Annotated in this window: 25 protein-coding genes; 9 read left to right on the forward strand and 16 right to left on the reverse strand. The window is 71.7% G+C overall.

What is annotated here, in order from left to right:
• Positions 1-6: 6 nt before the first annotated feature.
• Positions 7-2370: a lysylphosphatidylglycerol synthase domain-containing protein gene (locus tag LWP59_RS24650; protein ID WP_144638854.1), complete on the forward strand. Its 2364-nt coding sequence runs from the start codon at positions 7-9 to the stop codon at positions 2368-2370.
• Between the two features lie 11 nt (positions 2371-2381).
• Here the strand turns inward: LWP59_RS24650 and LWP59_RS24655 are convergent, their stop codons facing one another.
• Together LWP59_RS24655 and LWP59_RS24660 are read right to left on the reverse strand one after the other, a co-directional pair.
• Positions 2382-2555 carry a carbohydrate-binding protein gene (locus LWP59_RS24655; protein ID WP_267903765.1) on the reverse strand — a complete coding sequence of 58 codons (174 nt, stop codon included), beginning with the start codon at positions 2553-2555 and terminating at the stop codon, positions 2382-2384.
• A 313-nt stretch (positions 2556-2868) separates the two neighbouring features.
• Positions 2869-3666, reverse strand: a complete 798-nt coding sequence (locus LWP59_RS24660; RefSeq protein ID WP_144638858.1) for a class I SAM-dependent methyltransferase — start codon at positions 3664-3666, stop codon at positions 2869-2871.
• A gap of 47 nt (positions 3667-3713) precedes the next feature.
• Between LWP59_RS24660 and LWP59_RS24665 the strand changes: the two genes are divergently transcribed.
• Positions 3714-4286 (forward strand): TetR/AcrR family transcriptional regulator, encoded by a 573-nt coding sequence (locus LWP59_RS24665; protein ID WP_233459049.1) that lies wholly within the window; start codon positions 3714-3716, stop codon positions 4284-4286.
• Between the two features lie 17 nt (positions 4287-4303).
• Here the strand turns inward: LWP59_RS24665 and LWP59_RS24670 are convergent, their stop codons facing one another.
• Complete coding sequence (locus LWP59_RS24670; RefSeq protein ID WP_144638860.1) at positions 4304-4735, reverse strand: MmcQ/YjbR family DNA-binding protein; 432 nt, start codon at positions 4733-4735, stop codon at positions 4304-4306.
• Positions 4736-4869: 134 nt separating this feature from the next.
• On the opposite strand from LWP59_RS24670, the gene LWP59_RS24675 reads away from it, so the two are divergent.
• The 3 genes from LWP59_RS24675 to LWP59_RS24685 all read left to right on the forward strand — a co-directional run bounded on the left by LWP59_RS24675 (position 4870) and on the right by LWP59_RS24685 (position 6992).
• A complete protein-coding gene (locus LWP59_RS24675; RefSeq protein ID WP_144638862.1) occupies positions 4870-5349 on the forward strand; it encodes a protein-tyrosine phosphatase family protein in 480 nt (159 codons plus the stop codon).
• Between the two features lie 151 nt (positions 5350-5500).
• Complete coding sequence (locus tag LWP59_RS24680) at positions 5501-6355, forward strand: SAM-dependent methyltransferase (protein WP_144638864.1); 855 nt, start codon at positions 5501-5503, stop codon at positions 6353-6355.
• Entirely contained in the window at positions 6336-6992 is a 657-nt protein-coding gene (locus LWP59_RS24685; protein ID WP_144638866.1) for a TetR/AcrR family transcriptional regulator, read from the forward strand. The genes LWP59_RS24680 and LWP59_RS24685 overlap by 20 nt, the downstream gene beginning before the upstream one ends.
• On the opposite strand, the gene LWP59_RS24690 is transcribed toward LWP59_RS24685, so the two are convergent.
• From LWP59_RS24690 to LWP59_RS24715, 6 genes are all read right to left on the reverse strand, one after another.
• Positions 6899-7831: a 1-phosphofructokinase family hexose kinase gene (locus LWP59_RS24690; protein WP_144638868.1), complete on the reverse strand. Its 933-nt coding sequence runs from the start codon at positions 7829-7831 to the stop codon at positions 6899-6901. The genes LWP59_RS24685 and LWP59_RS24690 overlap by 94 nt on opposite strands.
• Entirely contained in the window at positions 7828-8634 is an 807-nt protein-coding gene (locus LWP59_RS24695) for a DeoR/GlpR family DNA-binding transcription regulator (RefSeq protein WP_144638870.1), read from the reverse strand. Before LWP59_RS24695 ends, LWP59_RS24690 begins: the two co-directional genes overlap by 4 nt.
• A gap of 98 nt (positions 8635-8732) precedes the next feature.
• On the reverse strand, positions 8733-9716 hold the full coding sequence (locus LWP59_RS24700) for an ABC transporter substrate-binding protein (RefSeq protein WP_144638872.1): 984 nt from the start codon (positions 9714-9716) through the stop codon (positions 8733-8735).
• A 30-nt stretch (positions 9717-9746) separates the two neighbouring features.
• Positions 9747-10793 carry an ABC transporter permease gene (locus LWP59_RS24705; protein ID WP_144638874.1) on the reverse strand — a complete coding sequence of 349 codons (1047 nt, stop codon included), beginning with the start codon at positions 10791-10793 and terminating at the stop codon, positions 9747-9749.
• Positions 10790-11554, reverse strand: a complete 765-nt coding sequence (locus tag LWP59_RS24710; protein WP_144638876.1) for an ATP-binding cassette domain-containing protein — start codon at positions 11552-11554, stop codon at positions 10790-10792. The genes LWP59_RS24705 and LWP59_RS24710 overlap by 4 nt, the downstream gene beginning before the upstream one ends.
• Positions 11547-12929, reverse strand: a complete 1383-nt coding sequence (locus LWP59_RS24715) for an FGGY-family carbohydrate kinase (RefSeq protein WP_144638879.1) — start codon at positions 12927-12929, stop codon at positions 11547-11549. Before LWP59_RS24715 ends, LWP59_RS24710 begins: the two co-directional genes overlap by 8 nt.
• Positions 12930-13052: 123 nt before the next feature.
• On the opposite strand from LWP59_RS24715, the gene LWP59_RS24720 reads away from it, so the two are divergent.
• On the forward strand, positions 13053-13895 hold the full coding sequence (locus LWP59_RS24720) for a class II fructose-bisphosphate aldolase (RefSeq protein ID WP_144638881.1): 843 nt from the start codon (positions 13053-13055) through the stop codon (positions 13893-13895).
• Positions 13896-13930: 35 nt separating this feature from the next.
• Here LWP59_RS24720 and LWP59_RS24725 read toward each other — a convergent pair whose 3' ends face one another.
• Positions 13931-14158, reverse strand: a complete 228-nt coding sequence (locus LWP59_RS24725; RefSeq protein ID WP_233921926.1) for a hypothetical protein — start codon at positions 14156-14158, stop codon at positions 13931-13933.
• A 128-nt stretch (positions 14159-14286) separates the two neighbouring features.
• On the opposite strand from LWP59_RS24725, the gene LWP59_RS24730 reads away from it, so the two are divergent.
• Complete coding sequence (locus tag LWP59_RS24730; protein WP_144638883.1) at positions 14287-15060, forward strand: dienelactone hydrolase family protein; 774 nt, start codon at positions 14287-14289, stop codon at positions 15058-15060.
• Positions 15061-15229: 169 nt separating this feature from the next.
• Here the strand turns inward: LWP59_RS24730 and LWP59_RS24735 are convergent, their stop codons facing one another.
• The 5 genes from LWP59_RS24735 to LWP59_RS24755 all read right to left on the reverse strand — a co-directional run bounded on the left by LWP59_RS24735 (position 15230) and on the right by LWP59_RS24755 (position 18784).
• Complete coding sequence (locus LWP59_RS24735) at positions 15230-15988, reverse strand: SDR family NAD(P)-dependent oxidoreductase (protein WP_144638885.1); 759 nt, start codon at positions 15986-15988, stop codon at positions 15230-15232.
• 70 nt (positions 15989-16058) lie between these two features.
• Positions 16059-16217, reverse strand: a complete 159-nt coding sequence (locus LWP59_RS24740) for a hypothetical protein (RefSeq protein WP_229858015.1) — start codon at positions 16215-16217, stop codon at positions 16059-16061.
• Complete coding sequence (locus LWP59_RS24745) at positions 16217-17008, reverse strand: HpcH/HpaI aldolase family protein (protein ID WP_144638887.1); 792 nt, start codon at positions 17006-17008, stop codon at positions 16217-16219. The genes LWP59_RS24740 and LWP59_RS24745 overlap by 1 nt, the downstream gene beginning before the upstream one ends.
• Entirely contained in the window at positions 17005-17877 is an 873-nt protein-coding gene (locus LWP59_RS24750; protein ID WP_144638889.1) for a cupin domain-containing protein, read from the reverse strand. Before LWP59_RS24750 ends, LWP59_RS24745 begins: the two co-directional genes overlap by 4 nt.
• Positions 17878-17893: 16 nt before the next feature.
• Positions 17894-18784, reverse strand: a complete 891-nt coding sequence (locus LWP59_RS24755) for a DUF6282 family protein (RefSeq protein WP_144638891.1) — start codon at positions 18782-18784, stop codon at positions 17894-17896.
• Between the two features lie 195 nt (positions 18785-18979).
• Here LWP59_RS24755 and LWP59_RS24760 point away from each other — a divergent pair, with 195 nt between their 5' ends.
• Both LWP59_RS24760 and LWP59_RS24765 read left to right on the forward strand, forming a co-directional pair.
• Entirely contained in the window at positions 18980-20359 is a 1380-nt protein-coding gene (locus tag LWP59_RS24760; protein ID WP_144638893.1) for an MFS transporter, read from the forward strand.
• Between the two features lie 71 nt (positions 20360-20430).
• Complete coding sequence (locus tag LWP59_RS24765) at positions 20431-21408, forward strand: dihydroorotate dehydrogenase (RefSeq protein ID WP_144638895.1); 978 nt, start codon at positions 20431-20433, stop codon at positions 21406-21408.
• On the opposite strand, the gene LWP59_RS24770 is transcribed toward LWP59_RS24765, so the two are convergent.
• Positions 21372-22178, reverse strand: a complete 807-nt coding sequence (locus LWP59_RS24770) for an IclR family transcriptional regulator (protein ID WP_144638897.1) — start codon at positions 22176-22178, stop codon at positions 21372-21374. The two genes, LWP59_RS24765 and LWP59_RS24770, sit on opposite strands and share 37 nt — an antisense overlap.
• Positions 22179-22216: the final 38 nt, after the last annotated feature.

Genomic DNA, 22216 nt, shown 5'->3' on the forward strand with positions numbered 1-22216 from the left:
CCGCACGTGACCGAGACCAGCCGAACCCGGCAAGCGACGGGCCTGCCCTTGGGGCGCCACCCCCGGGACCTCGTCGTCCTGGTGACCGCCGCCGGGGTGGTCGTGCTGTGCGCGCTGGCCGCGACGCGCTCGGCCAACCCGGTCGAGGTCGCGATCTACGGGCAGTTCCAGCGCATTCCCGCGCAGTCCTTCGTCGTGTGGCGGGTGCTCGACTGGGCCGGCGGCTGGGCCGGGGTCGCGGCGGTCGCCGCCGTCGCGCTGTACGTCAAGCGAGTCCGGCTCGGACTGCAGTGCGCCGGGGCCGGACTGCTGGCGTGGGGGCTCAGCCTCGCCGTGCACGCCTGGACCGGGTCGAGCGCGGTGCCCGCGGCGTTGCTCGCGGCACCGGGGGTGCGGTTGCCCGGGCCCGGCGGATTCCCGTTCCCGCCTTCGCACGCCGCCGTGGCGGCGGCCGTGGTGGCCGTCGCCGCCCCCTATCTCAAGGGCCGCTACCGTGCGCCGTCGTGGGTCGCGGTGGTACTGGTCGCCGCCGCGGGCGTGTATCTCGGCCACAGCCTGCCGCTCGCCGCCTTGGCCGGGGTGTTCCTCGGCTGGGGCGTCGGCGCCCTGATCCACCTGGTGTTCGGGGCGCCGGGCAGGCAGACCTCGTCGGCCGCGGTGTACGACGCACTCGCCGGAGCGGGACTCGCCCCGGTCAGCGTCGTCGCGGTGCGGGGACACGCGCTGGGGCCGCTGGAGTTCCTCGCCGTGACGTCGGCCGGTGACCGGCTGCGGGTAGAGGCGGTCCGCCGCCTGCATCGCCGGGCCGGTCCCTGGTACCGGTTGCGGCGCCTGCTCGCGTCGCTCGAGGTGGCGGACGAACCGCAGCTGTCCAGCACCTATCACGAGGCCGAGCACGAAGCACTGGTCACGCTGCTGGCCCAGCAGGGCGGGGTGCCGACACCGCCGATCGTGCTGGCATGCCAGGCCCCCGACGGGTCCGCGCTGCTGGTGCGCCGCGAGATCACCGGCAGCCGGCTCACCGGGCTGGCTCCCGGTGGGATCGACGACGCCCTGCTCAAGGACATCTGGGGCCTGGTGGGCAAGCTCGGCGACGCCCGGATCGCCCACCACGACCTGCGCGCGAAGAACGTGCTGGTCGACACCGCCGGGCGGCCGTGGCTGCTCAACCTCACCTTCGGCAAGGCGGGTGCCGCCGACGACCGGATCGCGCAGGACCTCGCCGAAGCCCTGGTGTCGATCGCGTCGGTCGTCGGCGTCGAACGCTCAGTCCGCACCGCGACGCAGGCGCTGCCCGCCGACCTGCTCGAGTCCGCACTGCCCTATCTGCAGCCGCTCGCGATACCGCGCCGGATCCGTCTGCAGCTCGGCAACGTCCGCTACGTCCTGACCGATCTGCGGGAGACTCTCGCGGAGCGGATCGACCGGCCGATCCCGACGTTCCGCTCCCCGCTGCGCCCGGGCGGCGTGATCGGCCTGGTGCTGTTCGGTGCCGCCGTCTACACGTTGCTGCCGCAGCTGACGCAGGTGCGCGCGGTGGGCGAAGCGCTGGGCCGGGCGGACTGGGGATGGCTGGCCGCGACCGTGCTGACCGGCCTGGCCGCGATCGTGCTGGCCGCGGTGTCGATCATGGGCGCGAGCCTGGACCCGCTGCCGTTCTGGCGCACCACCCTGGTGCAGCTGGCGGCGGCGTTCACGGGCCGCACGACGCCGGGCGGAGTGGGCTTCTTCGGCATCAACATCGCGTTCATGGAGCGGCTCGGCATCCGCCGGGCGCACGCGGTGGGGGTCGCGGCGCTCAACATCGCCGCGACCGGGGTGCTCGGCGGGATCTGGTCGGTCGCCGGTGCGTTCGGCCTCGGTTCATCGGGCCTGCTGCGCGGGATCTCGGTGCCGCACGGGTGGCCGGTGGTCGGGGCGGTGGCCGCGCTGGTCGTGGTGGCGGGCGCCGTGCTGGGATCGCCGTTCGGCAGGCGCAAGTTCGTCCGGCCCGCGGTGCGGGTCGGACGGGAACTGGGCACCACACTGCGCCAGCCACGCCGGGCAGCTCAGCTGTTCGGCGGTGCCGCCGGCTACCTCGCGGTGTCCGGGGCCGGCCTGGCCACGAGCCTCGCCGCCTTCGGCCACCCGGTGCCGGTGGCCGCCGTGCTCACCGTGTTCGTGATCGGGCACACCTTCGGCCACATCATCCCGACCCCCGGCGGCATCGGGGCCGTCGAGTCGCTGACGGTCGCGGGTCTGACCGCGCTGGGCACACCTCCGACGACCGCCGTGCTGGCCGTGCTCGTCTCCCGGGTGCTCACCTACTGGCTGCCGATCCTGCCCGGGATCGCCGCGTTCCGGTACCTGCAGCACCGCAACGTCATCTGAGCGCGCTCGGCTCACCGCGTCAGCCGGAACGAGTGCAGGTCCAGCGGTCCGTCGAACACCAGGTACACGTCGTGGTTCCCGGCAGGCAGGAGTGGCGCGGAAACGTCCGTGTAGCGGTACTTGTCGGCAGTGCCGGGAACGATCAGGGTGCCCAGGACCGCCACCATCGACGACCCCGCCGACACCGCCGCGCCCGCGCTGCGAGAAGCACTCCCCTACTGGCTCGGCACACCCCGGGGAAGTTCCGGCCAGGTTGTGTTTCCTAAGCGGCGGAGCCACTTGCGCCTGCGCCGTCTGCTTGCACCGCCGCGGGTTTGACTGGGGCAGCCGCGCGGAGCGCGTCGGTTGAGGGTGGTGGTGGGCCGGCGGGTGGGCGGTTCCTCGCGAGGACAGCGCCGACGTGGTGACCTGGCGGTCATCAGGAGGCGATCCCACAGCGAGGGGCCGCCTCAGGTTCCGCCACCCGCACCGGCCCGCAAGCCACCTCTGAAACAGTCCCTAGTCGAGCGTCGGCTTGCGCCCCACGAGATGGAAGGGGCGACTGAGCTGGCGGTAGGGATCCCGTCTGCTGGCCTCGAGCTCGACCGCGGCCATCGCCGCCAGCTGCCGCGTGTCGCCGGGATCCAGCTCGGCTCCGCTGAACTCGAGCCAGTCGGTGAACAGCCAGACCCCGTACCAGCGCACCGGCTCCACGCCCTGGCCCCGCATGAGTTCGCTGAGGTGCTCCACCGTGTCGGCCCGGGTCGGCACTCCGAGCACCCCGACCTCGCTGGTGGCGTCGAACGCCGCCAGGGCGTCTTCCCACCGCCGTTCCAAGGCCGGGCGTACCGCACCCGTCCTGGCGTTCCCGGACATGATCGAGACCACGCCACCGGCGGCCGCGCACCGGCACAGCTGCTCGACCACGGGCTCCGGTTGCTCCAGGTAGCCGAGCACGCCATGGCACAACACAGCGCCGAAGCGTCGCCCGTCCACCGCCTCGACGGCGTTCTCGCCGTCGGCCTGCAAGAGCGTGACCCGTCGCCGGGCCTCACCGGGCAGCCGCCGGAGTTGCTGCTCGGCCTTGGCCAGCATCGCCGGTGACGGATCGAGCAGCGTCACCTCGTAGCCGGCCTGCGCCAGCGGAAACGACTGATGGCCCGCACCACCGCCGACGTCCAGCACCGTGGCCGGCGCTTCCGGCAGATGTTCGAGCAGGTGCTGGTGCAGCACATAGGTGCGCACGCGCCCTTTCACCGAGGCGTAAGCGCCATCGGCGAACTGGTCGGCCAAACCGGCCCAGGTGTCATCGACCACGCCACCAAGGTACATGTGAGTAGTTAGTAACTGATAACTTAGCGCCCGTGACTGCGCGGATGAGCGGACTTGAACGGCGATCCCAAGTGCTGGGCATCGCCGCCGGCGAGTTCGCGAAACACGGGCTTCGCGGTGCGTCGATCGAGGCGATCGCACACGAGGCCGGCATCACGCAGGCCTACGTGTTCCGGATGTTCGGCACCAAGAAGGCGCTGTTCCTGGAGCTCGTCGGCGCGGCCTTCGATCGTTTCAGCGACGGCATGTCCCACGCGGCCCGAGACGCCGGGGGCCTGGCCGCGCTGACGCTGATGGGAACCCACTACAACGAGTTGCTGGCCGACCGCACCACGCTCCTGCTGCAGCTGCAGGGCTTTGCCTCCTGCGGTGACAGCGAGGTCCGCGATCTCGTGCGAGGACGGCTCGCCCGCATGTGGGACACGGTTGCCGACACGTCGGGCCTGGATCCGGTGACGGTGAAGTCGTTCCTCGCCTTCGGGATGCTGCTCAACAACCTGGCCGCCCTCGATGTCGACGAGCTGGACGAGCCGTGGGCCAAGGGGGTGCGCACTCGGATCCACCCGGGTCTGTTCGAGCACATCACCACGGACACCAACCGTTGAGATCCGCCACGTCGCGATCAGCTGGGCTGCCGCGGCGGGTGGGCGGCGAGCCAGGCCGCCGCCCGGCGGGCGGACGCGCGGGACAACCACGCCTCCTGCACCACTTCGGCGAGCTCGCCGCGGCTGAGCTCGCCCAGCCGGCTGGCCCGCACCAGGACGGACAGGTGTCCCCGGAAATGCGCCGTGGTGAAGAACGACGAACTCTCGTCCTGGACCAGCGCCTGCTTGTCCGCTTCGGACGGGACCCAGAAGACGATCACGTCGGGGTAGCGTTCGCCGGTCTCGGGATCGACGGCGTCCGGGCGCGAGTTCCGGAAGAAGACGAACGACTTGCCGCCCACCTGGTACACGGGCTTGCCCGCGGACCCCGGCCAGGTGGTCACGTGCGGCATGGCGAGCGCGAGCTCGTGCACGTCCTCGACCCGCGCGGGCCGGTCATCGTCCGGCATCGCGCCAGTCTAGGCGGGGCGGCCCGGTTCTCCACCGATGTCGCCCTGGCGCTGGGTGGAGACTGGCGCGCGCGGCGGGTGCGGACCACCGTGGAGGTGCCGCCACCTGTCGCCGGGCCGCGGGAGGAGACTCCATGATCGAGCCGTTCACCGGCGCCATCGCGCTGCCCGACGGCACGGTCGTCCGCGGCCGCGGCCGGCGCCAACCCGTCCCGCCCGGCCCGCTGCCGGACTTCGGCCTCTACCTCGGCGACCCGCCCGGCGCCCGCCGCCGCGCGTTGTGGGAGCCCGGCTGGCCGGCGGAGTGGGTCTCCTGGCCGGACTTCCGCACACCGCGCGACCCTCGGGACGCGGCCGCGAAGATCACTGCCGCGTACCGGCTCGCACGCTCCGGCCGACGCGTCGAGATCGCGTGCACGGGCGGCACCGGACGGACGGGCACGGTGCTCGCCTGCATGGCGATCCTGGCCGGCCACCCCGCCGAGGACGCGGTCGCCTGGACCCGCGGCCACTACCGCCCCCAGGCGGTCGAGACACCGGGTCAGCACCGTTGGATCGGCTGGTTCGTCCGGCACCACGACGACACCCGCCTCGACGCGCCCGAGGAGACGTGAAGCGCTCCCCGTCGCGGTCCGGCCGGGCTCGGGCCAGGACGCACCGCCCCGCGAGGCGACCGCGAAGGGCGGCGACCCGGCCCCTGTCTCCGCTGCCGGCGCAGGCATTACTGTGTGTGTCGTTGTTGACACTCCTCTCTGGAGGCTGGCGATGGTCTCGAACACCCATCCGGTTGATCCCAACGCGCCTGTCGGCGTGGACCCCGCACGTGCCAGCGTGGCGCGGGTCTACGACTACATGCTGGGCGGCAAGGACAACTACGAAATCGATCGCCAGACCTACGAGCAGATGAAGGCCGCGCTGCCGGAGGTCGTGGACGTCGCGCTGGCGAACCGGGCCTTCCTCATCCGCGTGGTCCGGTTCCTGGCCACCCAGACCGACATCGCCCAGTTCCTCGACTGCGGGTCCGGCCTTCCCACCGCGGAGAACATCCACCAGGTCGCACAGCGGCTCAACCCCGAGACCAAGGTCGTCTACGTCGACAACGACCCGGTCGTGATCGCCCACGGCCGCGCATTGCTCGCGGAGAACGAGTTGACCGAGTTCGTCACCGGCGACATCTTCCAGCCGCGCAGCATCCTCGACAACCAGGTCGTGCGCACCCATCTGGACTGGAATCAGCCGATCGCGCTGTTCCAGCTGGCCACCCTGCACCACCACAAGGGCGACCGGCACGCCCCGGCCGAGGTGATGCGCGAATACATCGACGCGCTGCCCTCCGGTTCCTACGTGGCGATCTCACACCTGCTGGATCCCGAGACCGAGGACACCGAGGTGGCGCGGGAGCTCGAGGACGCCGTGACCCGGGGGTCGCTCGGCGGCGCCACCTGGCGCACCCGCGACGAGATCACCGAGCTGTTCCACGGCCTGGAGATCGTCAAGCCGAGCCCGATCGCCGACCCGGGCGTGGTGGAGCTGGTGGACTGGTGGGCCGACGGCCCCATGCTCAAGCCCCGTAACGTCGCGCACCGGATCATCGCCGGCGGTGTCGCCCGCAAACCGTGACAGCCCAGGCGGTTCCGGTCGCGCAGCGCGGGCCGGTGATCCGGCACCCTGTTCGCCGCTGACCGCGAAGGGCAGCTTCTTCCACCACTTCGGCGACCGGGCAGGCTTTCTGCTCGCCATTCATCACGACTTCCACGAGCGGCCGTTCGCCGAGATCCGGGACGCGATCGACGGGATGCGCCCCGGTCGAGAGCATCTCATCCGTGGAACCAGCGCCTACCTCGACGGTTGCCTCCGCCATCGCGGAGTTCGGGCCCTGCTCCTGGAGGCGCGCGGAACCGCTCATCGTCGAAGCGGTCACCGCTTTGTCGCGTCCGTTCCGGAGGGCCAGTTCGACGACGAGCGCCGCCAGGCGATCGTGAAGGACGTCACCGCCGCCGTGCTCGACGCGGAAAATGGCGCGTATCCCTACGATCCGCAGCGTGTCCGGGTCTTGCCGGCCGCCGTTCCGGAACGACCGTCTAGTACTCCACCCGCAGTCCTCAGCCCTGCCGCCGGCGGTGTCGCCCGGCGACGATCCGAAGTGGACGGTCGCGGCGCGGATCAGTGGGTCAGCCTGCGGGCCGGGTCGAGGGTCTCGTGCAGGATCACCGTGGCGTCGGCCTTGGTCGCGGTGAACAGCGTGCCCGGGTGCTGAACCGAGGCGGCGGCCCAGAGCAATCCGGCGGCCAGCGCCTCCGGACCCGTTCCGCCCGCGGCGAGAAACCCTGCCAGCAGGGCGTCTCCCGCGCCGACGGTGGACACGGGGCGCTCGACGGGGGCCTCGCCGTGCACGACCAGGTCGTCCTCGACGAGCACCGCGCCGTCCGGGCCGAGACTGGCGAGGACCGTGCGGGCGCCCCGTTCCCGGAGCAGCCGTGCGGCCGCGACGACCTCGCCGACGGTGGCCGGCATCGACCCGGTCGCTTCGGCCAGCTCTTCCCGGTTCGGCTTGATCACGTCCGGTCCCGCCTTGACCGCCCACTGCAGGGCGACGCCGGAGGTGTCCACCGCGACGCGGAGCCCGAGTTCGCGGGCGGCGCCGAGCAGCTCGGGGTAGAACGCGTCGTCCAGGCCTTCCGGGAGGCTTCCGCAAACGGCCAGGCAGTGCGCTTCGCGGCTCGCCGCCAGCGCGGCGTCCCGCAGTGCGCGTGCTTCGTCCGGGGTCAGCGCGGGCCCGTGTTCGTTGATCTTGGTGACCGTGCCGTCGGGCTCGGTGAGGCTGACGTTGCTGCGGGTGCTGCCCTGGATCGGGACCGGGCGGAACGTCATGCCGGTCGCGGTGAGCATCTCCGAGAGCTGGGCTCCCATCGTGCCGCCCAGGGGAAGCACGGCGGTGGTGGGATGCCGGTGGGCCTGCAGCGCCAGGCTGACGTTGACACCCTTGCCGCTGGGTTCGGACAGGCTGCGCTTGGCCCGGATGACGCTGCCGCGCACGAGGCCGTCGACGAAGATCGTGCGATCGACGCTGGGATTGGGGGTGACGGTGACGATCAAGCTTGCTCCACGGTCAAGCCGGCTCGACGGAGCGCCGTTGCATCCGCGGTGGTGATACCGGTGTCGGTGATGAGGGTGTCGATTTCGGTGAGCTCGGCGTGCCGGCACAGGCTGACCCGGCCGATCTTGCTGCTGTCGGCGAGCAGGATCCGGCGCTGTGCGCAGCCGGCCATGAGCTGTTTGACGGCCGCTTCCGCCGGGTCGGGGGTGGTGAGGCCGCGCTCGAGGGAGATCCCGTTGGTGCCGAGGAAGGCGACGTCCGCGTTGATCTCGGTCAGCGCCCGCGCGGCCCAGCCCTCGACGGTCGCCAGCGTCCGGCCGCGCAGCCGGCCGCCGATCGTGTAGACGGTCAGGTTGGGGCGGGTGACCAGGGCCAGCGCGATCGGCAGGGTGTTGGTGAACACGGTCAGCTCGCGGTCGGCGGGAAAGATCTCGGCGAGTTTGGTCGTGGTGGAACCGGCGTCGATCAGGACCGAGCCGCCCATGGGCACGTGCGCCAGCGCCGCCCGCGCGATGCGCTGCTTCTCCTGCCCGTAGTCCAGCCGCGCACCGACCTCGGGTTCGAAGGAGAGCCCTTCGACGGGCAGCGCTCCGCCGTGGACCCGCCGCAGCAGGCCCTGGCGTTCCAGCACGATGAGATCCTTCCGGATCGTCTCGTTGGTGACGTCGAGCTCTTCGGCGAGCCCGGCCGCGTTGACCTGACCGGTGCTGCGAAGCGCGGCGAGGATGGCCTGCTGACGCTGGGCGGCGTAGCGGTAGCGTCCGGAGCCTTCAGCCGTCTCCGCCGGACCCTGCGTGCTCATCGCCACGTCCCTCTCTGCGCTCTTGCCGTGTCTTCCCGAGTGTCCCGGATCGCGGTCGTCCGCGGACCGGGCCGGCCGCCCGGTCCGCGAACCCGGCTTCAGCAGGTCGTTTTGTACAGTGCCTGCTGGCTGGCCGGCTGCGCGAGGTTGTCGCGGGTGATGGTGACCGTGCCACTCGGGATGTTCTTGGTGACCGGCTTGCCGGTCAGCGCGGCCGCCATCTGGTCGACGGCGTCCACGCCGATCTGGTACGGCTGCTGTGCGATGAGAGCCTGGATCGAGCCCTGCTGCAGTTGCTCGACCTGCACCGGTCCCGCGTCGAAGCCGACGATCTGCACCTGCCCGACCTTGCCCGCGTTGCGCAGGCCGGTCGCGGCTCCCTGGGCGGCGAACTGGTTGGTGGCGAAGATCCCGGTGAGATCGGGGTGCGCGGCAAGGGTGGCGCTGACGATCGAGGCCGCCTTCGCCGGATCGTTGTCGTTGATCTGGGCGCCGACGTTCGTGATGCCGGGGTACTTCTTGATCTCCTGCTCGAACCCGTGCTGGCGCTCGTCGGAGGTGGAGGCGCCGGCCTGGAACGCGATCACCATGACCTTGCCCTTCTCCCCGACGAGCTTGGCCAGCGCGTCCGCGGCCGCCGCCCCCGCGGCGCTGTTGTCGGTGGACACCGCGGTCGAGGCGATCGAGGTGTCCTGCAGCGTGGTGTCGACCAGCCCGATCGCCGAGCCGGCCTGCTTGGCGCGCAGCAACGGCGGGAGCATCGCCGTGGCGTCGGTCGGCGCGACGAGGATCGCGGCCGGTCGCTTGGCCGCGGCCGCGTTGACGATGGGCGTCTGCAGCGAGGGGTCGAAGGCCTGCGGGGCCTGCGTGTCGACGTTCATGCCGAGTTTCTTCGCCTCGGCTTGGATCCCGCACTGCATGGTGAGGTAGAAGCTGTCGCCGGACACGCCGGGGATGAACGTCAGCTGCTTGCCGTTCACCGAGTCCGAGACCGGGGTGCTCCCGGTGCCGGTTCCCGTGGTGCAGGCGGTGGCGAGGGCGGCGGTGGCGACGATCGCCGCGGCCAGGATGTGGTGGCGCATCAGGGTTTCTGCCTTTCGGGTGGGAAGTGTTCAGCCGCGGGCACGGGCCCGGCGGCGGAGTTGGTCGAGGAAGACGGCGACGATCAGCACGGCGCCGACGGCGACCTGCTGCCAGAACGGCTGCACGCCGAGGACGACGAAGCCGTTCTGCAGGACGCTCGGGATGAACACGCCGATGACCGAGCCGACGATCGTGCCGACCCCGCCGAAGAGGCTGGTGCCGCCGATCACGACCGCGGCGATCGTCTGCAGGTTGTCGGTGGAGTGGCCGTTGAGCGTGGTGGTGGCGAACTGGGCCACCGAGAGGTAGCCGGCCAGCCCGGACAGCAGCCCGGCCAGTGCGTAGACCTTGATCAGGTGTCGCGCGGTGTTGATGCCGGCCCGCCGCAGCGCTTCGGAGTTGGACCCCGCGGCGTAGGTGTGCCTGCCGAAACGGGTCATCGCCAGCACGATCCCGCCCACCACCGCGACGCACGCGGAGATGACCACCAGCACCGGCACCCCCGCGATGCGCCCGGAGCCGACGTAGAGCGCCAGGTCCAGCGGGACGTCCCGGACGTCGACGCCACCGGTGATCAGCAGCGCCGCGCCCAGCGCCATGCCCATCGTGCCGAGCGTGACGATGAGCGCCGGAATCCGCGCCTTCGCCACGAGCACCCCGTTGAGCAGGCCCCACAGCAGGCCGGTGACGACCGCGACGACGAGGCCGAGCACGAGTGCCGCGGCGCCGGCACCGGCCAGGTGTGCCATGACCTGGGCGGAGACGACGCTCGAGAACACCAGTACGCCGCCCACCGACAGGTCGATGCCCGCGGTGATGATCACGAACGTGCTGCCGACGGCGAGCACGAGCAGGATCGACGCGTCGTTGGCGATGTTGCTCAGGTTCGCGCCGGTCAGGAAGCTGTCGGGGGCGAGCGCGGTGAACGCCGCGAGCAGCAGCACGAGCACGCCGAAGATGCGGGTCGCGGGGGCGGCGAGGAACCTGCGCCGCAGGCGGCGGCGAGGCGCCGGAGCCGCCGGACCCCGGTCGCCTTCGTCCTTCGCCGGCGCGGTGGCGGGAGAGGGTGAGGTCATGGCTGCTGCTCCTTCACGGTGCCGCCGGTCATGGCGGAGACGAGGTCCTCGACGGAGGTGCCGTCCGTGCCCAGCCGGCCGACCCGGCTGCCCAGCCGGAGCACCTCGACCCGGTCGCAGATCTCCAGGACCTGCTGCATGTTGTGGCTGATCAGGACCACGGTGATGCCCTGGTCCCGGACGCGGCGGATGAGGTCGAGCACGCCGCGTTGCTGCACGACGCCCAGCGCGGCGGTGGGTTCGTCCATGAAGATGACCTTCTTCGCCCACATCGCGGCGCGGGCGACGGCGACGCTCTGCCGCTGCCCGCCGGACAGTTCGGCGACGGCGGCCGCGTCGTCCTTGAGCGTCACGCCCAGCCGCACGATCGCCTCGTCGGCGGTGCGCGCCATCGCCTTCTTGTCGAGGAAGCCGAGCTTGCCCCAGAACCCGGGGCGCAGGATCTCCCTGCCCAGGAACAGGTTCGCCGGCGGATCGAGGTCCGCGGCCAGCGCCAGGTCCTGGTAGACGGTCTCGATGCCGTGCTCGCGCGCGGTGTGCGGGCTGTCCAGCCGCACCGGTACCCCGTCGAGCAGGATCTCCCCCTCGTCCGGTTGGTCGGCGCCGGAGAGGATCTTGACCAGCGTGCTCTTGCCGGCGCCGTTGTCGCCGATGAGCCCGACGATCTCGCCGGCACAGGCGGTGAAGTCGGCACCGCGCAGGGCCTCGACGTGGCCGAACCGGCGCACGATGCCGCGTGCTTCGAGCAAGGGGTCAGACATGGAATGCCTCCGGGGGATGCGGTGCGAGTGCCGGCGTGACGGGTTCGGGCGCGGGCAGGTCGCCGGTGTCCGGGTAGAGGCCGGCGGCCACCCCGCCCAGGAGCGCCGCGCCGCGGGCTCCCGCCTCCTCGACCTGCCGTTGCCGCAGCGGGCCGAACAGGCGGGTCTTGACGGCCATCAGTCCCGCGCTGCGGGCCCAGCCGCCGGTCACGATCAGCCGCTGATGCGCACCGGCGACGCGCGTCATGACCTCGTGCAGTCCGGCTGCCTGTTCGGTGACGGCGTCGAGGGCCGCCCGCCACACGACGGCGGGTCCGACGTTCGCGCCGATGTCCTGCAAGGAGAAACTGTCCTCACCGATGGCCATCCGCAGCGCGCTGGGGTCCAAAGAGGACAAACGCGCGTCGAGCTCGGGAACGTCGGCGCCGGTCCGCCCGAGCAGGCGCAGGGTCCGTTCGAGCACGAGCCCACCCTGGGTGGCGCCGAGCAGGCACCAACGGCCGGACAGCACGTGCCAGCCGACGGTGATCCCCGTTTCGGCGAGCTCCCGGACCGCGGCGGCGGGCAGCCCGGCCCGGACGGTCCGCACGAGCGCTTCGGCCGTGCCGCAGGAGTCGAGCTGGTCGCCGTCGCCCGCCGCACCTGCCCCGACCGTCGCGGCCTGGTGGTCCTGACCGGCGACGGTCAGCACGGCCCCGGCCAGCCGGGGATGGGCGCCGGGCGAGCAGACGTGGCCGAGCGGGTCGCCGCCGACGACCAGGTCCGGCAACAGCGAGGGCCGCAGGCCGGACCAGTCCAGGGTGGTCTGCCACCACTGTCGGCCTGCCAGCTCGAGCCAGCCGGTCCGCGAGGCCAGGGACTGTTCGCTGGCCTCGTCGCCGCCGAGCGCCCGCACGATCCATTCCGCGACGTTGAGCCTGCGTGTCGCGGCGCGCGTCTCCGGCATCCGGTCGCGCAGCCAGCGGTGCTTGGTCAGCGACCACTGCCCGCGCAGCGGCAGTCCGGTGTGCACGGCGAACTCCGCGGCGCCGACGTCCGCGGCGAGTTCGCGCACCTGCTGCTCGTCGCGCGTGTCGTGCCAGGCGATGATCGGGGCCAGCGGCACGCCGTGGGGGTCGAGCAGGACGCCGGACTCGCCGATGCTGGTGACGCCGAGAGCGCGGACCGGCCCCTCCGGGGCCCGCTCGAGCGCGTCGCCCAGGGCGTGCAAGGCCGCGTCGAGGAGCTGCCGCGGGTCGAGCTCGGTCCCGTGCCGGGTCGTCCGCCAGGGTGTGGCGGCCCTGCCGACCGCGACCGGATGCCCCGCCGCGGTGAAGACCACCGCCTTGCTCGCCGTCGTGCCCACATCGAGGCCGACCAGAAGTGGTTGCGCCATTGCCTGCCTTCGCCCGGTGACGTCACCGTCGCCGAGGTCCTGTTCCCTACTTGGACTTGGTTGGTTATCGTGGGATATCGTTGGAGATATGTCAAGACTGTCTCCACCGGCCGAGGAGGTCCAATGCCGCTAGCCACCACCGGGGACCTGGTGAGCGAGGCGCGCCGCGCCCGCCGGGGCATCGGCGCGTTCAACGTCATCACGCTCGAACACGCCGAAGCGGTGGTCGCCGGCGCCGAAGCCGTGGCGGCCCCGGTGATCCTGCAGATCAGTCAGAACGCCGTGAAGTTCCACCACGGACGGCTGGCCCCCCTCGCGGCGGCGGCCGCCGCCATCGCCCGCTCCGCCGCGGTGCCCGTCGCGCTGCACCTGGACCACGTGGAGGACGTCGAGCTGCTGCACCAGACCGCCGAGGCCGGACTCAGCTCGGTGATGTTCGATGCGTCCAAACTGGACTACGAAGGCAACCTCGCCGCGACCCGCGCCGCCGCCGACTGGGCGCACGGTCAGGGGTTGTGGCTGGAGGCCGAACTCGGCGAGGTCGGTGGCAAGGAGGGCGCGCACGCTCCAGGTGTCCGCACCGATCCCCGTGAGGCGGCCGCCTTCGTGGCCGCCACCGGCGTCGACGCGCTCGCGGTGGCGGTCGGCAGCACCCATGCCATGACGAGCCGGACGGCCCGGTTGGACCACGACCTCATCGCCCGCCTCGCCGGCGCCGTGCCCGTGCCGCTGGTGCTGCACGGCTCCTCCGGAGTGGACGCCGGTGAACTGGCCCGCGCTGTCCGCCACGGCATGGTGAAGGTCAACGTGGGAACCGCCCTCAACGTCGAGCTCACCGCGGCGATCCGCGAATGGCTTTCGTCGCACCCGGAAACCGTGGACCCCCGCAAGTACCTCGCCGCGGCACGGCGCCGGATGGAGACCGTCACGACGGACGTCCTCACGACCCTGTCACCTGGGCAGTGACGTTGATGGTTTTTCGGGGGCGATCAGCAGTTGACTCAGGGCGAACAGCACGGTCCGTAGAGCACGCCGGCCACGGTGTTCGGACACTGCGGCAGGCCGACCGCGGCGGCGACGGCGTGGGTGACCGTGGTGCCGTACCGGGCGATCAGGAACACGCCCAACCCGCCGGTGATCACGATCGCGCCGAAGACCCGTCGCCCCGCGGAAAATGGCTGGGCAGTACGACGTCCGGGTTGATAGCGTGCCCGGGACCGTGACACCACGCGAGGAGGTGAGACCCATGAATGCTGTACGCACGTGGGTGCTCCCCCTCGTCGTCACGGCCGGGCGATTGCCGTAGGGGTCGCCGGGAGCGCCTCGACATCAAGGCACTTCCGAAAGGCGACAACCCATGCACTCTTTGCGTTTCACCACGGAGACATCGTCGAACGGCGTCGTCGAACGCGACTTCGTCGTCGGCGAGGCCCCCGGCGTGCTCTGGTCACCCGTATCCGGTCCCGATCACGCTCCCCTGGTGCTGATGGGGCACGGCGGCGGCCTGCACAAGAAGACGCCGGCACTCACGGCCCGCGCCCGCGACACCGTGACCACGTGGGGCTTCACCGTCGTCGCCATCGACGCACCCGGACACGGCGACCGCCCGCGCACGGCGCAGGACGAGCAGGCCCGCGCCGACCTCCGGCAGGCCGTGGTGGCGGGCGAGAACGATCGCTTCGAGTCGGTCAGCGTCCGCTACAGCACCGCACTGGCGGAGCGCGCCGTCCCGGAATGGCAGGCGACCCTGGACGCCCTTCAGGCACTGCCCGAGATCGGCACCGAAGCACCGATCGGCTACGGCGGCGGCATCACCTTGGGCACCGCGATCGGGATACCGCTGACGGCGGCCGAACCCCGGATCACCGCCGCCATCTTCGGTGGCGGGTTCTTCCCGCACGAGGAGCTGATCGAGACGGCGAGACGGATCACCGTCCCGGTCCAGTTCCTGCTCCCGTGGGACGACGAGCACGTCGACCGGCAGTCCGCACTCGCGTTGTTCGACGCGTTCGCCTCGCCGGAAAAGACGTTGCACGCCAACCCCGGCGATCACCGCACCATCCGCTGGACCGGCGTCGACAAGGAGTTCCTGGCCCGCCATCTCGGCCGGGCCGCCATGTCACCAGCCTGACCCCACCGGTGCCGGTGCACACCAGAGCATCGACAGGCCGTTCGGCGCCGGCCCCGGCGACATGTTCGCCGGGGCCCGCGCCACCGCACCAAGTTCGGCCCGCAGCGCGGCCCCCGGCAGGACCACGACCGCCGCGGCTGGTGGGGCGACGAGCCTCGTGCTGACGTGCTCAGGCCGTGAACCCGCCGTCGACCGGCAGCACGACACCGCTGAGGTGGCTTGCGCGGTCGCTGAGCAGGAACGCCGCGGTGGACCCGACCTCCGGCCCCGTCCCGGCCTTGCGCAACGGGGTCGCCGCGATCCGCGCCGCCACCCCGCCGGGGATCGTCCGGCGCAGCTCGTCGAGCATCGGGGTCTCGGTCGGCCCGGGGGCCAGCACGTTGACCCGGATGCCGAGTGGTCCGAAGTCGTGGGCGGCGGTGCGGGTCAGCCCGATGACCGCGTGCTTGGTGGCCTGGTAGGCGCCCATGCCGGAGCTGCCGCGGAGGCCGCCGATGCTGCTCACGTTGACGATCGAACCGCCGCCCTGCCGCTCCATGACGCGCACCTGTTCACGGATGCAGAGCCAGGTGCCCTTCACGTTCACGGCCATGATCCGGTCGAAGTCCGCTTCCGCGACCGCGTCGAGGCGACCGCCCTGGCCCATCGCCGCGTTGTTGAAGGCCCCGTCGAGCCGGCCGAACCGCGCGACGGTGGCGTCGACGAAGGCGGCGACGCTCGCCGCGTCGGCGACGTCGCCCGTCGTGCAAGCCACGTCGTGTCCCGCCGACGCCAGGTCTTTCGTAAGCGCGGCAAGGGGTTCCTCGGTCCGGGCGACGAGCATCAACGAGGCGCCGTCCGCCGCGAAGACGCGCGCGGCGTCGGCACCGATCCCGGTGCTCGCGCCGACTACGACGATGACCTTGCCGGCGAGCGGCGGGGTGCTCACGAGCTCTCCTTCCCGCGCAGCGCGAGCATCGCGCGCGCCTCGGCCTGCTGGGCGTTGCTCTGCGCGAGGCCTACCCGCACGTGACCGCCGAGCCAGGCGCTGTGGGTGCGAACCGCAGCTGGTCGCGGCCGGCGGCGAACGCGGAGAACGAGTAGTCGTCGCCGAAGAGCTTGTCGGCGATCCGCACCATGTGCTCCGTGGTGATGACGACCTTTTCGGCCGCCCGCATCAGTTCTCCTCCTCTGCCGCGGCCCGGAACGCCGTGACCAGCCCGCGCGCCGCCTCGGCGAGCATCGACGTGTCGTTGCTGAGCAGGAGGAAGTCGCAGCCGTCGCGCACCGCCTGCGCGGCCCGCTCGGGCACGCCGCCGAACGCGAGCCCGCAGCGCTTGCCCACGGCGTGTGCGGCCGCGGTCGCCGAGCCGATCAGGTCGAGCACTTCGGGCGAGGCCGGCGTGGACCCCATCGCCATCGACAGGTCCGCGGCGCCGACGAACACCGCGTCGACGGAATCCAGCGCGAGCATTTCCGGTGCGGCCTTGATCGCCTCCACGCTCTCGAGCTGCGCGATGCACAGCACGTCGTCGTTGCCCGTGGTGAGGTACTCGGCGTTCGGGCGCAGCCCCCAGGCCCCCGCGCGGCTGGTGCCGCCCGCGCCGCGGACGCCGTGGGGCGGGAACCGGCATGCCTGCCCGACCGCGGCGGCCTGCTCGACCGTGTCGACATGCGGCACGAGGATGCCCATCGCGCCCGCGTCGAGGATCTTCTGGATGGTCGACGGCGTCTTGTCCGGCACCCGCACCAGGGGCACCATGCCGAGCGCGGCGGCCGAGTTGATCAGCCGGTAGGCGGTCTGCAGATCGAGCGGCGCGTGCTCCAGGTCGACCACGACGAAGTCGAACCCGGCGTACGCCATGATCTCGACCGGCTCGCCCGAGGCGATCTTCAGCCAGGTGCCCACCGGGGTGGTCGCACGGTCCGGCGCGAACAGCCCGGCGCCCGTGCGTCGCGGCGCGCTCACGGCATCGGGTATTCGTCGGCGTTGAGCACCCAGCCGGGTTTCTCCGAGAAGTCCAGGCGCGGCGGGCTGAAGATGTCGATCAGCTGGTTCACGCCCGGATCGCTCGCCGCGGAGGTGTGCACGGTGGGCGGCGGGATGATCGCGACGGACGGGCTGCCGAGCCGAACGTGCTCGTCCTCGTGCCACCGGGTGCTGTCGGCCAGCCAGGGAGTGCGGATGTGGTGGACGTACTCCCCTTGCACGGCAAGCGAAAGCTGTTCGAAGTCGTCGTGCGAGTGCGGGGAGAGCTTGCGCGGGTCGCGCGGCCCGTCCTGCTCGGGCAGGAAGTTCACCATGAACGCCCGCGTGCGGAAGATGCGGCCGAACCGGGCCGGGTCGTCGGGCACTTCGGACAGTGGGTAGAAGCGCACGCCCGGCTTGCCGACGGGTTCCGGCCACCGCTGCAACAGCGCGACCCGCGGGTGGTCCTCGGCATAGGCGTCGGCGTTCGCCGCCTGGTCGCGCCAGGCGGGTTCGGTGGCTTCGACGAGCCGGATGAGCGGGCCGTCGCCCCGCACGCCGATCCGGGAGGCGCCGGGCGGGACCACGACGAGCCCCGGTGCGTCGATCAGCGTCGCGCCGTCACCGGTGAGCACGGTGAAAGCAGGGGAGGCGGCGGTCACGATGATCGCGAGCTCGCCTTCCAGGGTCCCGTTGTCGAGATCGTCGCCGTCCCGCGCTTCGGTGTGCACCAGCACGACGTTCTGCGCCCGCACCACGGAGCTGGTGCGCAGGTCGAAGTACTGTGCGGCCGCGATGGCGGCGGCGGTGTCCGGGCGGGGTGCGGTCGCCGTCGTGAGCGAGGAGCGGGGATCGTCCTTTTCGTACACCGTGCTGTCCTTTCGCTCAGGCGTCGAGGTTGAGCAGGTAGGCCGGGTTGTCGCGGACCATCCGCCGCAGGTCCTTTTCCGGCAGGCCGAGGTCGAGCAGCGCCCCGGCGACCCGCAGCCACGCGTCCACCGGCTTCGGGTTGGCGGCCTGGCCGAAGTCCGACGCCAGCACGACGTGCTCGGGGCCGAGCTTCTCGATCCAGGTCAGCAGCTGCTTCGGGTCCCATTTCTGCGTTCCCTCGGGGTCGTACATGCCGACCTCGTGCTCGACGAAGGCGCCGAGCTCGATCAGCTCGCGGCACAGCTCCGGCTCGGCGCCGATCACGAAGTCGGGGTGGCTGACGACCATCCGCGTGATTCCGCGCTCCTTCGCGGCCTGGAACAGCGTGCGGATGTACTCCGGGTACATGTGGCCACCGTTGACGACGGCCTCCTGCTCCTTGATCTCGTCGAGGATCTCCCCCGCTTCCGGCTTCAGCGCACCGCTCTCGTCGACGATGTCGATGCGCTCCAGGGTCAGCGGCACGGTGGTGGTCGGGAACGCCCCGTCCTCGGGATGGCACTCGATGTGCCGGCCCGAGGAGATGGTCGGGAACCAGACGACCTTGCCGCCCATCCGCAGGCACATGCGCACGGCGTGCGGGTTGAGCCCGCCGACGGTGCTGTTGAGCGCGATGCCGCCGTAGGCCGTGGCGGCGACCTCGGCGAAGCGTCCCTTCATCGCCAGGATGTCCATCTGCGTGTTGTGGTGGTGGGACTTCGCGACCATGGCGCGCATCCCGATCCGGGCGCCGTCCCGCGCGGCCTCGACATGGTCGAAACGCCGGGGAAACGGGCTGGGGCCGGAATGGACGTGCATGTCGACCAGGCCGTCCAGGACGGAGGCGATGGCGGGTCGCTGTGTCATCGGGTCACCCTTCGTTCATACTGTGAAGTCAAAGTTCACTATAAGAGCGCCTGTCAACCTTTCCAAGCCTCTTGTGCCTCAGGGCCGCCACGTTTACGGTGAAGTCGTTCACTTCGTGAACACGCGGTTCGGATCGCATCGAGCGTGGTGTCGCACGAGCCGCGGTAGCCGGCCAGTCGACCTCGGAGGACGACGATGTCCACACCGCCCCCCGCCGCAGAACCACATCCGGCGGCCTTGGACGCCCCTCGGCCGAGCGCCCCGCACGGCCCGGACCCCGCCAAGGTGCGCGCCGCGGTCCGCGGCGGGACGCTCGCCTACTTCGTCGACCAGTTCGACATCTACCTGCCGATCGTGGTGCTGGCGCCGGCGACGGCCTACTTCCAGGCGGCGAACCTCAGCGCGAGCACGACGGCCCTGCTCTCGTCGCTGGTGTTCGCATCGACGCTCATCGGCCGCCCGCTCGGCGCGGTGATCTTCGGCCACTTCGCCGACACGGTCGGGCGCAAGCGCACGACGCTGGTCGCGGTCGGCGGCTTCGGCGTCATCACGCTGGCGACCGCGTGCCTGCCGGGGCACGAGACGATCGGCATCTGGTCGGTCGGGTTGCTGATCGTGTTGCGGTTCGTCGACGGGATCTTCCTCGGCGGCGAGTACACGACCGCGGTGCCGCTGGCCATGGAGTGGAGCCCGCGGCACAAGCGCGGGCTCTACGCCTCGATCATCACCTCGACCTCCCCTGGCGCGTACGTCGTGATCGCCGCGATCACGCTGCTGCTGCTGCAACTGCTGCCGTCGGCCGGACTGCACAGCAGCTACGTGCAGTGGGGCTGGCGGGTCCCGTTCGCGGTGGGCGCGCTGCTGGCGGCGGTGTTGTTCCGCTACTACCTCAAGCAGGTGGAGGAGCCGCCTGCCGCGATGACCGGCGAGCGGCACAAGATGCCGTTCGTGCGGCTGCTGGTGCGCTACCCGAAGGCGCTGGCGCAGGTGTTCGTGCTGATGACCGGCACCTGGCTGGCGACCAACATGGAGGCCGCCGTGACACCCGTGCAGCTGAAGGCGCACCTGGAGCTGTCGAGCAAGGGCGTCACGCTGACCATGCTCGTGATCAACGGTGCCGCGGCGCTCTCCTACCCGCTTTTCGGCCTGCTGTCCCAACGGATCGGGCGACGGCGGTTCTACCTCGGCTACGGCCTGTCGGTCCTGGTGATCGGTGCGGGCTCCTACTCGCTGCTGATGGTTTCGCACGGCGGCCTGGGTGCGGCACTCGGCTGGGGCGTCCTGATCGGCGTCTTCACCGTGGGCACCTTCGGCCCGATCGCCGCGTACCTGACCGAGCGGTTCCCGGGGAGCATCCGTTCCACGGCCTACGGCGTCGGGTACAGCCTCGCGCTGATCGCGCCGGCGTTCTACCAGTTCTACCTGCAGCAGTTCGACGGCGTCCTGCCCGCGCACCTCGCACCGGCCGTCCTGATCGCGCTCGCCGGCGTGCTGATCAGCCTCGGCGGCTTCCTCGGCCCGGAGACCAAGGACGTCGACATGGCCGACGACCGCACCATCCCGGGGCTGTCCTGAACAGCCTTCAGACGACATTGGGCGGTCTGGTCACCGCCAACCCGGTGTGGGTCGGCTCGTCGGAGCTCACCATGACGCGCGAGGGCCTGACCGCTTGCATCGATGCGGGCGCCGGTGCCGTGGTGGCGAAGTCGGTCAACGAGAGCGCCGCCGCCCGGCGGCAGCTGGACATCGCGGACTACGCCTTCGTCTCCGGCGACCGGCAGGTGCGGCCGGCGGGCTCGGCCCGGCGCGACGACGGCCTGCTGAACCGGTCCGGGCTCGCGCAGGTGGACCTCGACGACTGGCTCGGGGTCCTGGCCGCGGCCGTCGAACACGGCGCGGCACGCCGTTGTCCGGTGATCGGCAGCATCACCCTCGGCGACGCGACCGCGGCCGCGCGGATCGGGCACGCCATGGCCGGCGTGGTCCCCGCCGTCGAGCTGAACATCGGGGCCCCGCACGGGCGCGAGGCACGCGCGGTGCGTCAGCTGACCGAAGCGGACGCTGTGCACGACGCCGTGCGACTCGTGCGGGCCACGGTCGACGTGCCGCTGTTCGTCAAGTTGCCCGGGCAGGCGTCCGATGTCGTCGCGCTAGCCCACGCGGCCCGGTCGGCCGGTGCGGACGCCGTCGGGCTGGTCGGCCGTTACCCGGGCTTCCTGCCGGACCTCGACGGCGGCGCGGTGCTCGGGTCCTGGGGCGCGTGGGGCTCGCCCGCGTGCCTGCCGATGAGCCTCTACTGGGTCAGCAAGGCCCGGCTGGCACTCGGCGCCGACGTGCCCCTGATCGGGACCAACGGCGCGCGCACCGCGACGGACGTACTGCGGTTCCTCGCTTCGGGCGCTCGCGCGGTCGAAGTGGTCACCGCGCTGTGGGTCGAGGGGCCCGCGGTGCTCGCGGAACTGGTCGCCGGGGCCGGGGCGTACCTCGCCGCCCGCGACGGCGGCGTGGACGGGTTCGTCGGCAGCGCGCTCGCCGGCGCACGCGAGTACGCGGACATCCCGCCGGCGCGGTCGCCCGCGTGGCTGCCCTACCTTGCCTGCGGGCCGGAGTCGTCCGGCCGGTAATGGCCGCCGAGCTCCTGGGTGAGCTCGCGCGCGGTGTCCACGACGACCCGCAGCTCGGGCGTGTCGTCGGACATCGACAGGGTGTTGTCCGTGCCCACGATGGCGATGGTGGCGCAGATGCCGTACTCGTCGAAGACGGGCGCGGCCACCGCGACGACACCGGGGGTGCTCATCGCGGAGCAGTGGCCGACCGCGCGCACGCGTTCGACCTCGGCGCGCAGCTCGTCCCGGGCCGGCCCGGGCAGGTTCGCCATCAGCCGCTCCATGGTCAGCTGGTCGGCGTGGTAGGCGAGGAAGACCTTGCTCTGCGCCGTGTCCAGCGGCAGATGGCTGCCGACCCGCACGGACACGACGACGATCGTGGAGGCGTTCTCCTCGACCCGGGAGACCACCGGACCGGTGAGGCCCCAGAGACTGAGCACCACACTCGTCTGCGTGGCGCGCGAGAGCGCCCGCATGTGCCGCGGGGCGAGGTTGATGACGCGACGGTGACCGATGGCGAACGCACCCAGCTGCAGCAACAGGCCACCGGGCACGTAGCCGCCCTCGGCCTTGCGTTCGAGCAGGCCGGCCGCGACGAGCGAGGTGCAGTACCGGTACGCGGTGGTGCGGTTGAGGCCGAGCCGCTCGGCGACCTCGGCCGGCGTCACCTCGGGCGTGGCCGGATCGAACAGCGACAGGATCTGGCTGACCCTGCTCACCGCCTGGATGTCGGCCTGGTCGCCACGGTCCCCGCGGGCAGCGTCCGCCGACCGCGCCGATTTGCTCACTGGGCCTCCGCCGGACGGTGTTCATGAGCCTGAGCGCC

This window comes from Amycolatopsis acidiphila (assembly GCF_021391495.1).
In the GTDB taxonomy this organism is placed as follows: Bacteria; Actinomycetota; Actinomycetes; order Mycobacteriales; family Pseudonocardiaceae; genus Amycolatopsis_E; species Amycolatopsis_E acidiphila.

Excerpts from the sequence above, each read along its gene's own strand:
- LWP59_RS24670 (WP_144638860.1), bottom strand. The coding sequence starts at position 4,735 with ATGCCGGACGATGACCGGCCCGCGCGGGTCGAGGACGTGCACGAGCTC.
- LWP59_RS24675 (WP_144638862.1), top strand. The coding sequence starts at position 4,870 with ATGATCGAGCCGTTCACCGGCGCCATCGCGCTGCCCGACGGCACGGTC.
- LWP59_RS24680 (WP_144638864.1), top strand. The coding sequence starts at position 5,501 with ATGGTCTCGAACACCCATCCGGTTGATCCCAACGCGCCTGTCGGCGTG.
- LWP59_RS24695 (WP_144638870.1), bottom strand. The coding sequence starts at position 8,634 with ATGAGCACGCAGGGTCCGGCGGAGACGGCTGAAGGCTCCGGACGCTAC.
- LWP59_RS24700 (WP_144638872.1), bottom strand. The coding sequence starts at position 9,716 with ATGCGCCACCACATCCTGGCCGCGGCGATCGTCGCCACCGCCGCCCTC.
- LWP59_RS24705 (WP_144638874.1), bottom strand. The coding sequence starts at position 10,793 with ATGACCTCACCCTCTCCCGCCACCGCGCCGGCGAAGGACGAAGGCGAC.
- LWP59_RS24710 (WP_144638876.1), bottom strand. The coding sequence starts at position 11,554 with ATGTCTGACCCCTTGCTCGAAGCACGCGGCATCGTGCGCCGGTTCGGC.
- LWP59_RS24715 (WP_144638879.1), bottom strand. The coding sequence starts at position 12,929 with ATGGCGCAACCACTTCTGGTCGGCCTCGATGTGGGCACGACGGCGAGC.
- LWP59_RS24720 (WP_144638881.1), top strand. The coding sequence starts at position 13,053 with ATGCCGCTAGCCACCACCGGGGACCTGGTGAGCGAGGCGCGCCGCGCC.
- LWP59_RS24730 (WP_144638883.1), top strand. The coding sequence starts at position 14,287 with ATGCACTCTTTGCGTTTCACCACGGAGACATCGTCGAACGGCGTCGTC.
- LWP59_RS24740 (WP_229858015.1), bottom strand. The coding sequence starts at position 16,217 with ATGCGGGCGGCCGAAAAGGTCGTCATCACCACGGAGCACATGGTGCGG.
- LWP59_RS24755 (WP_144638891.1), bottom strand. The coding sequence starts at position 18,784 with ATGACACAGCGACCCGCCATCGCCTCCGTCCTGGACGGCCTGGTCGAC.
- LWP59_RS24760 (WP_144638893.1), top strand. The coding sequence starts at position 18,980 with ATGTCCACACCGCCCCCCGCCGCAGAACCACATCCGGCGGCCTTGGAC.
- LWP59_RS24765 (WP_144638895.1), top strand. The coding sequence starts at position 20,431 with ATGACGCGCGAGGGCCTGACCGCTTGCATCGATGCGGGCGCCGGTGCC.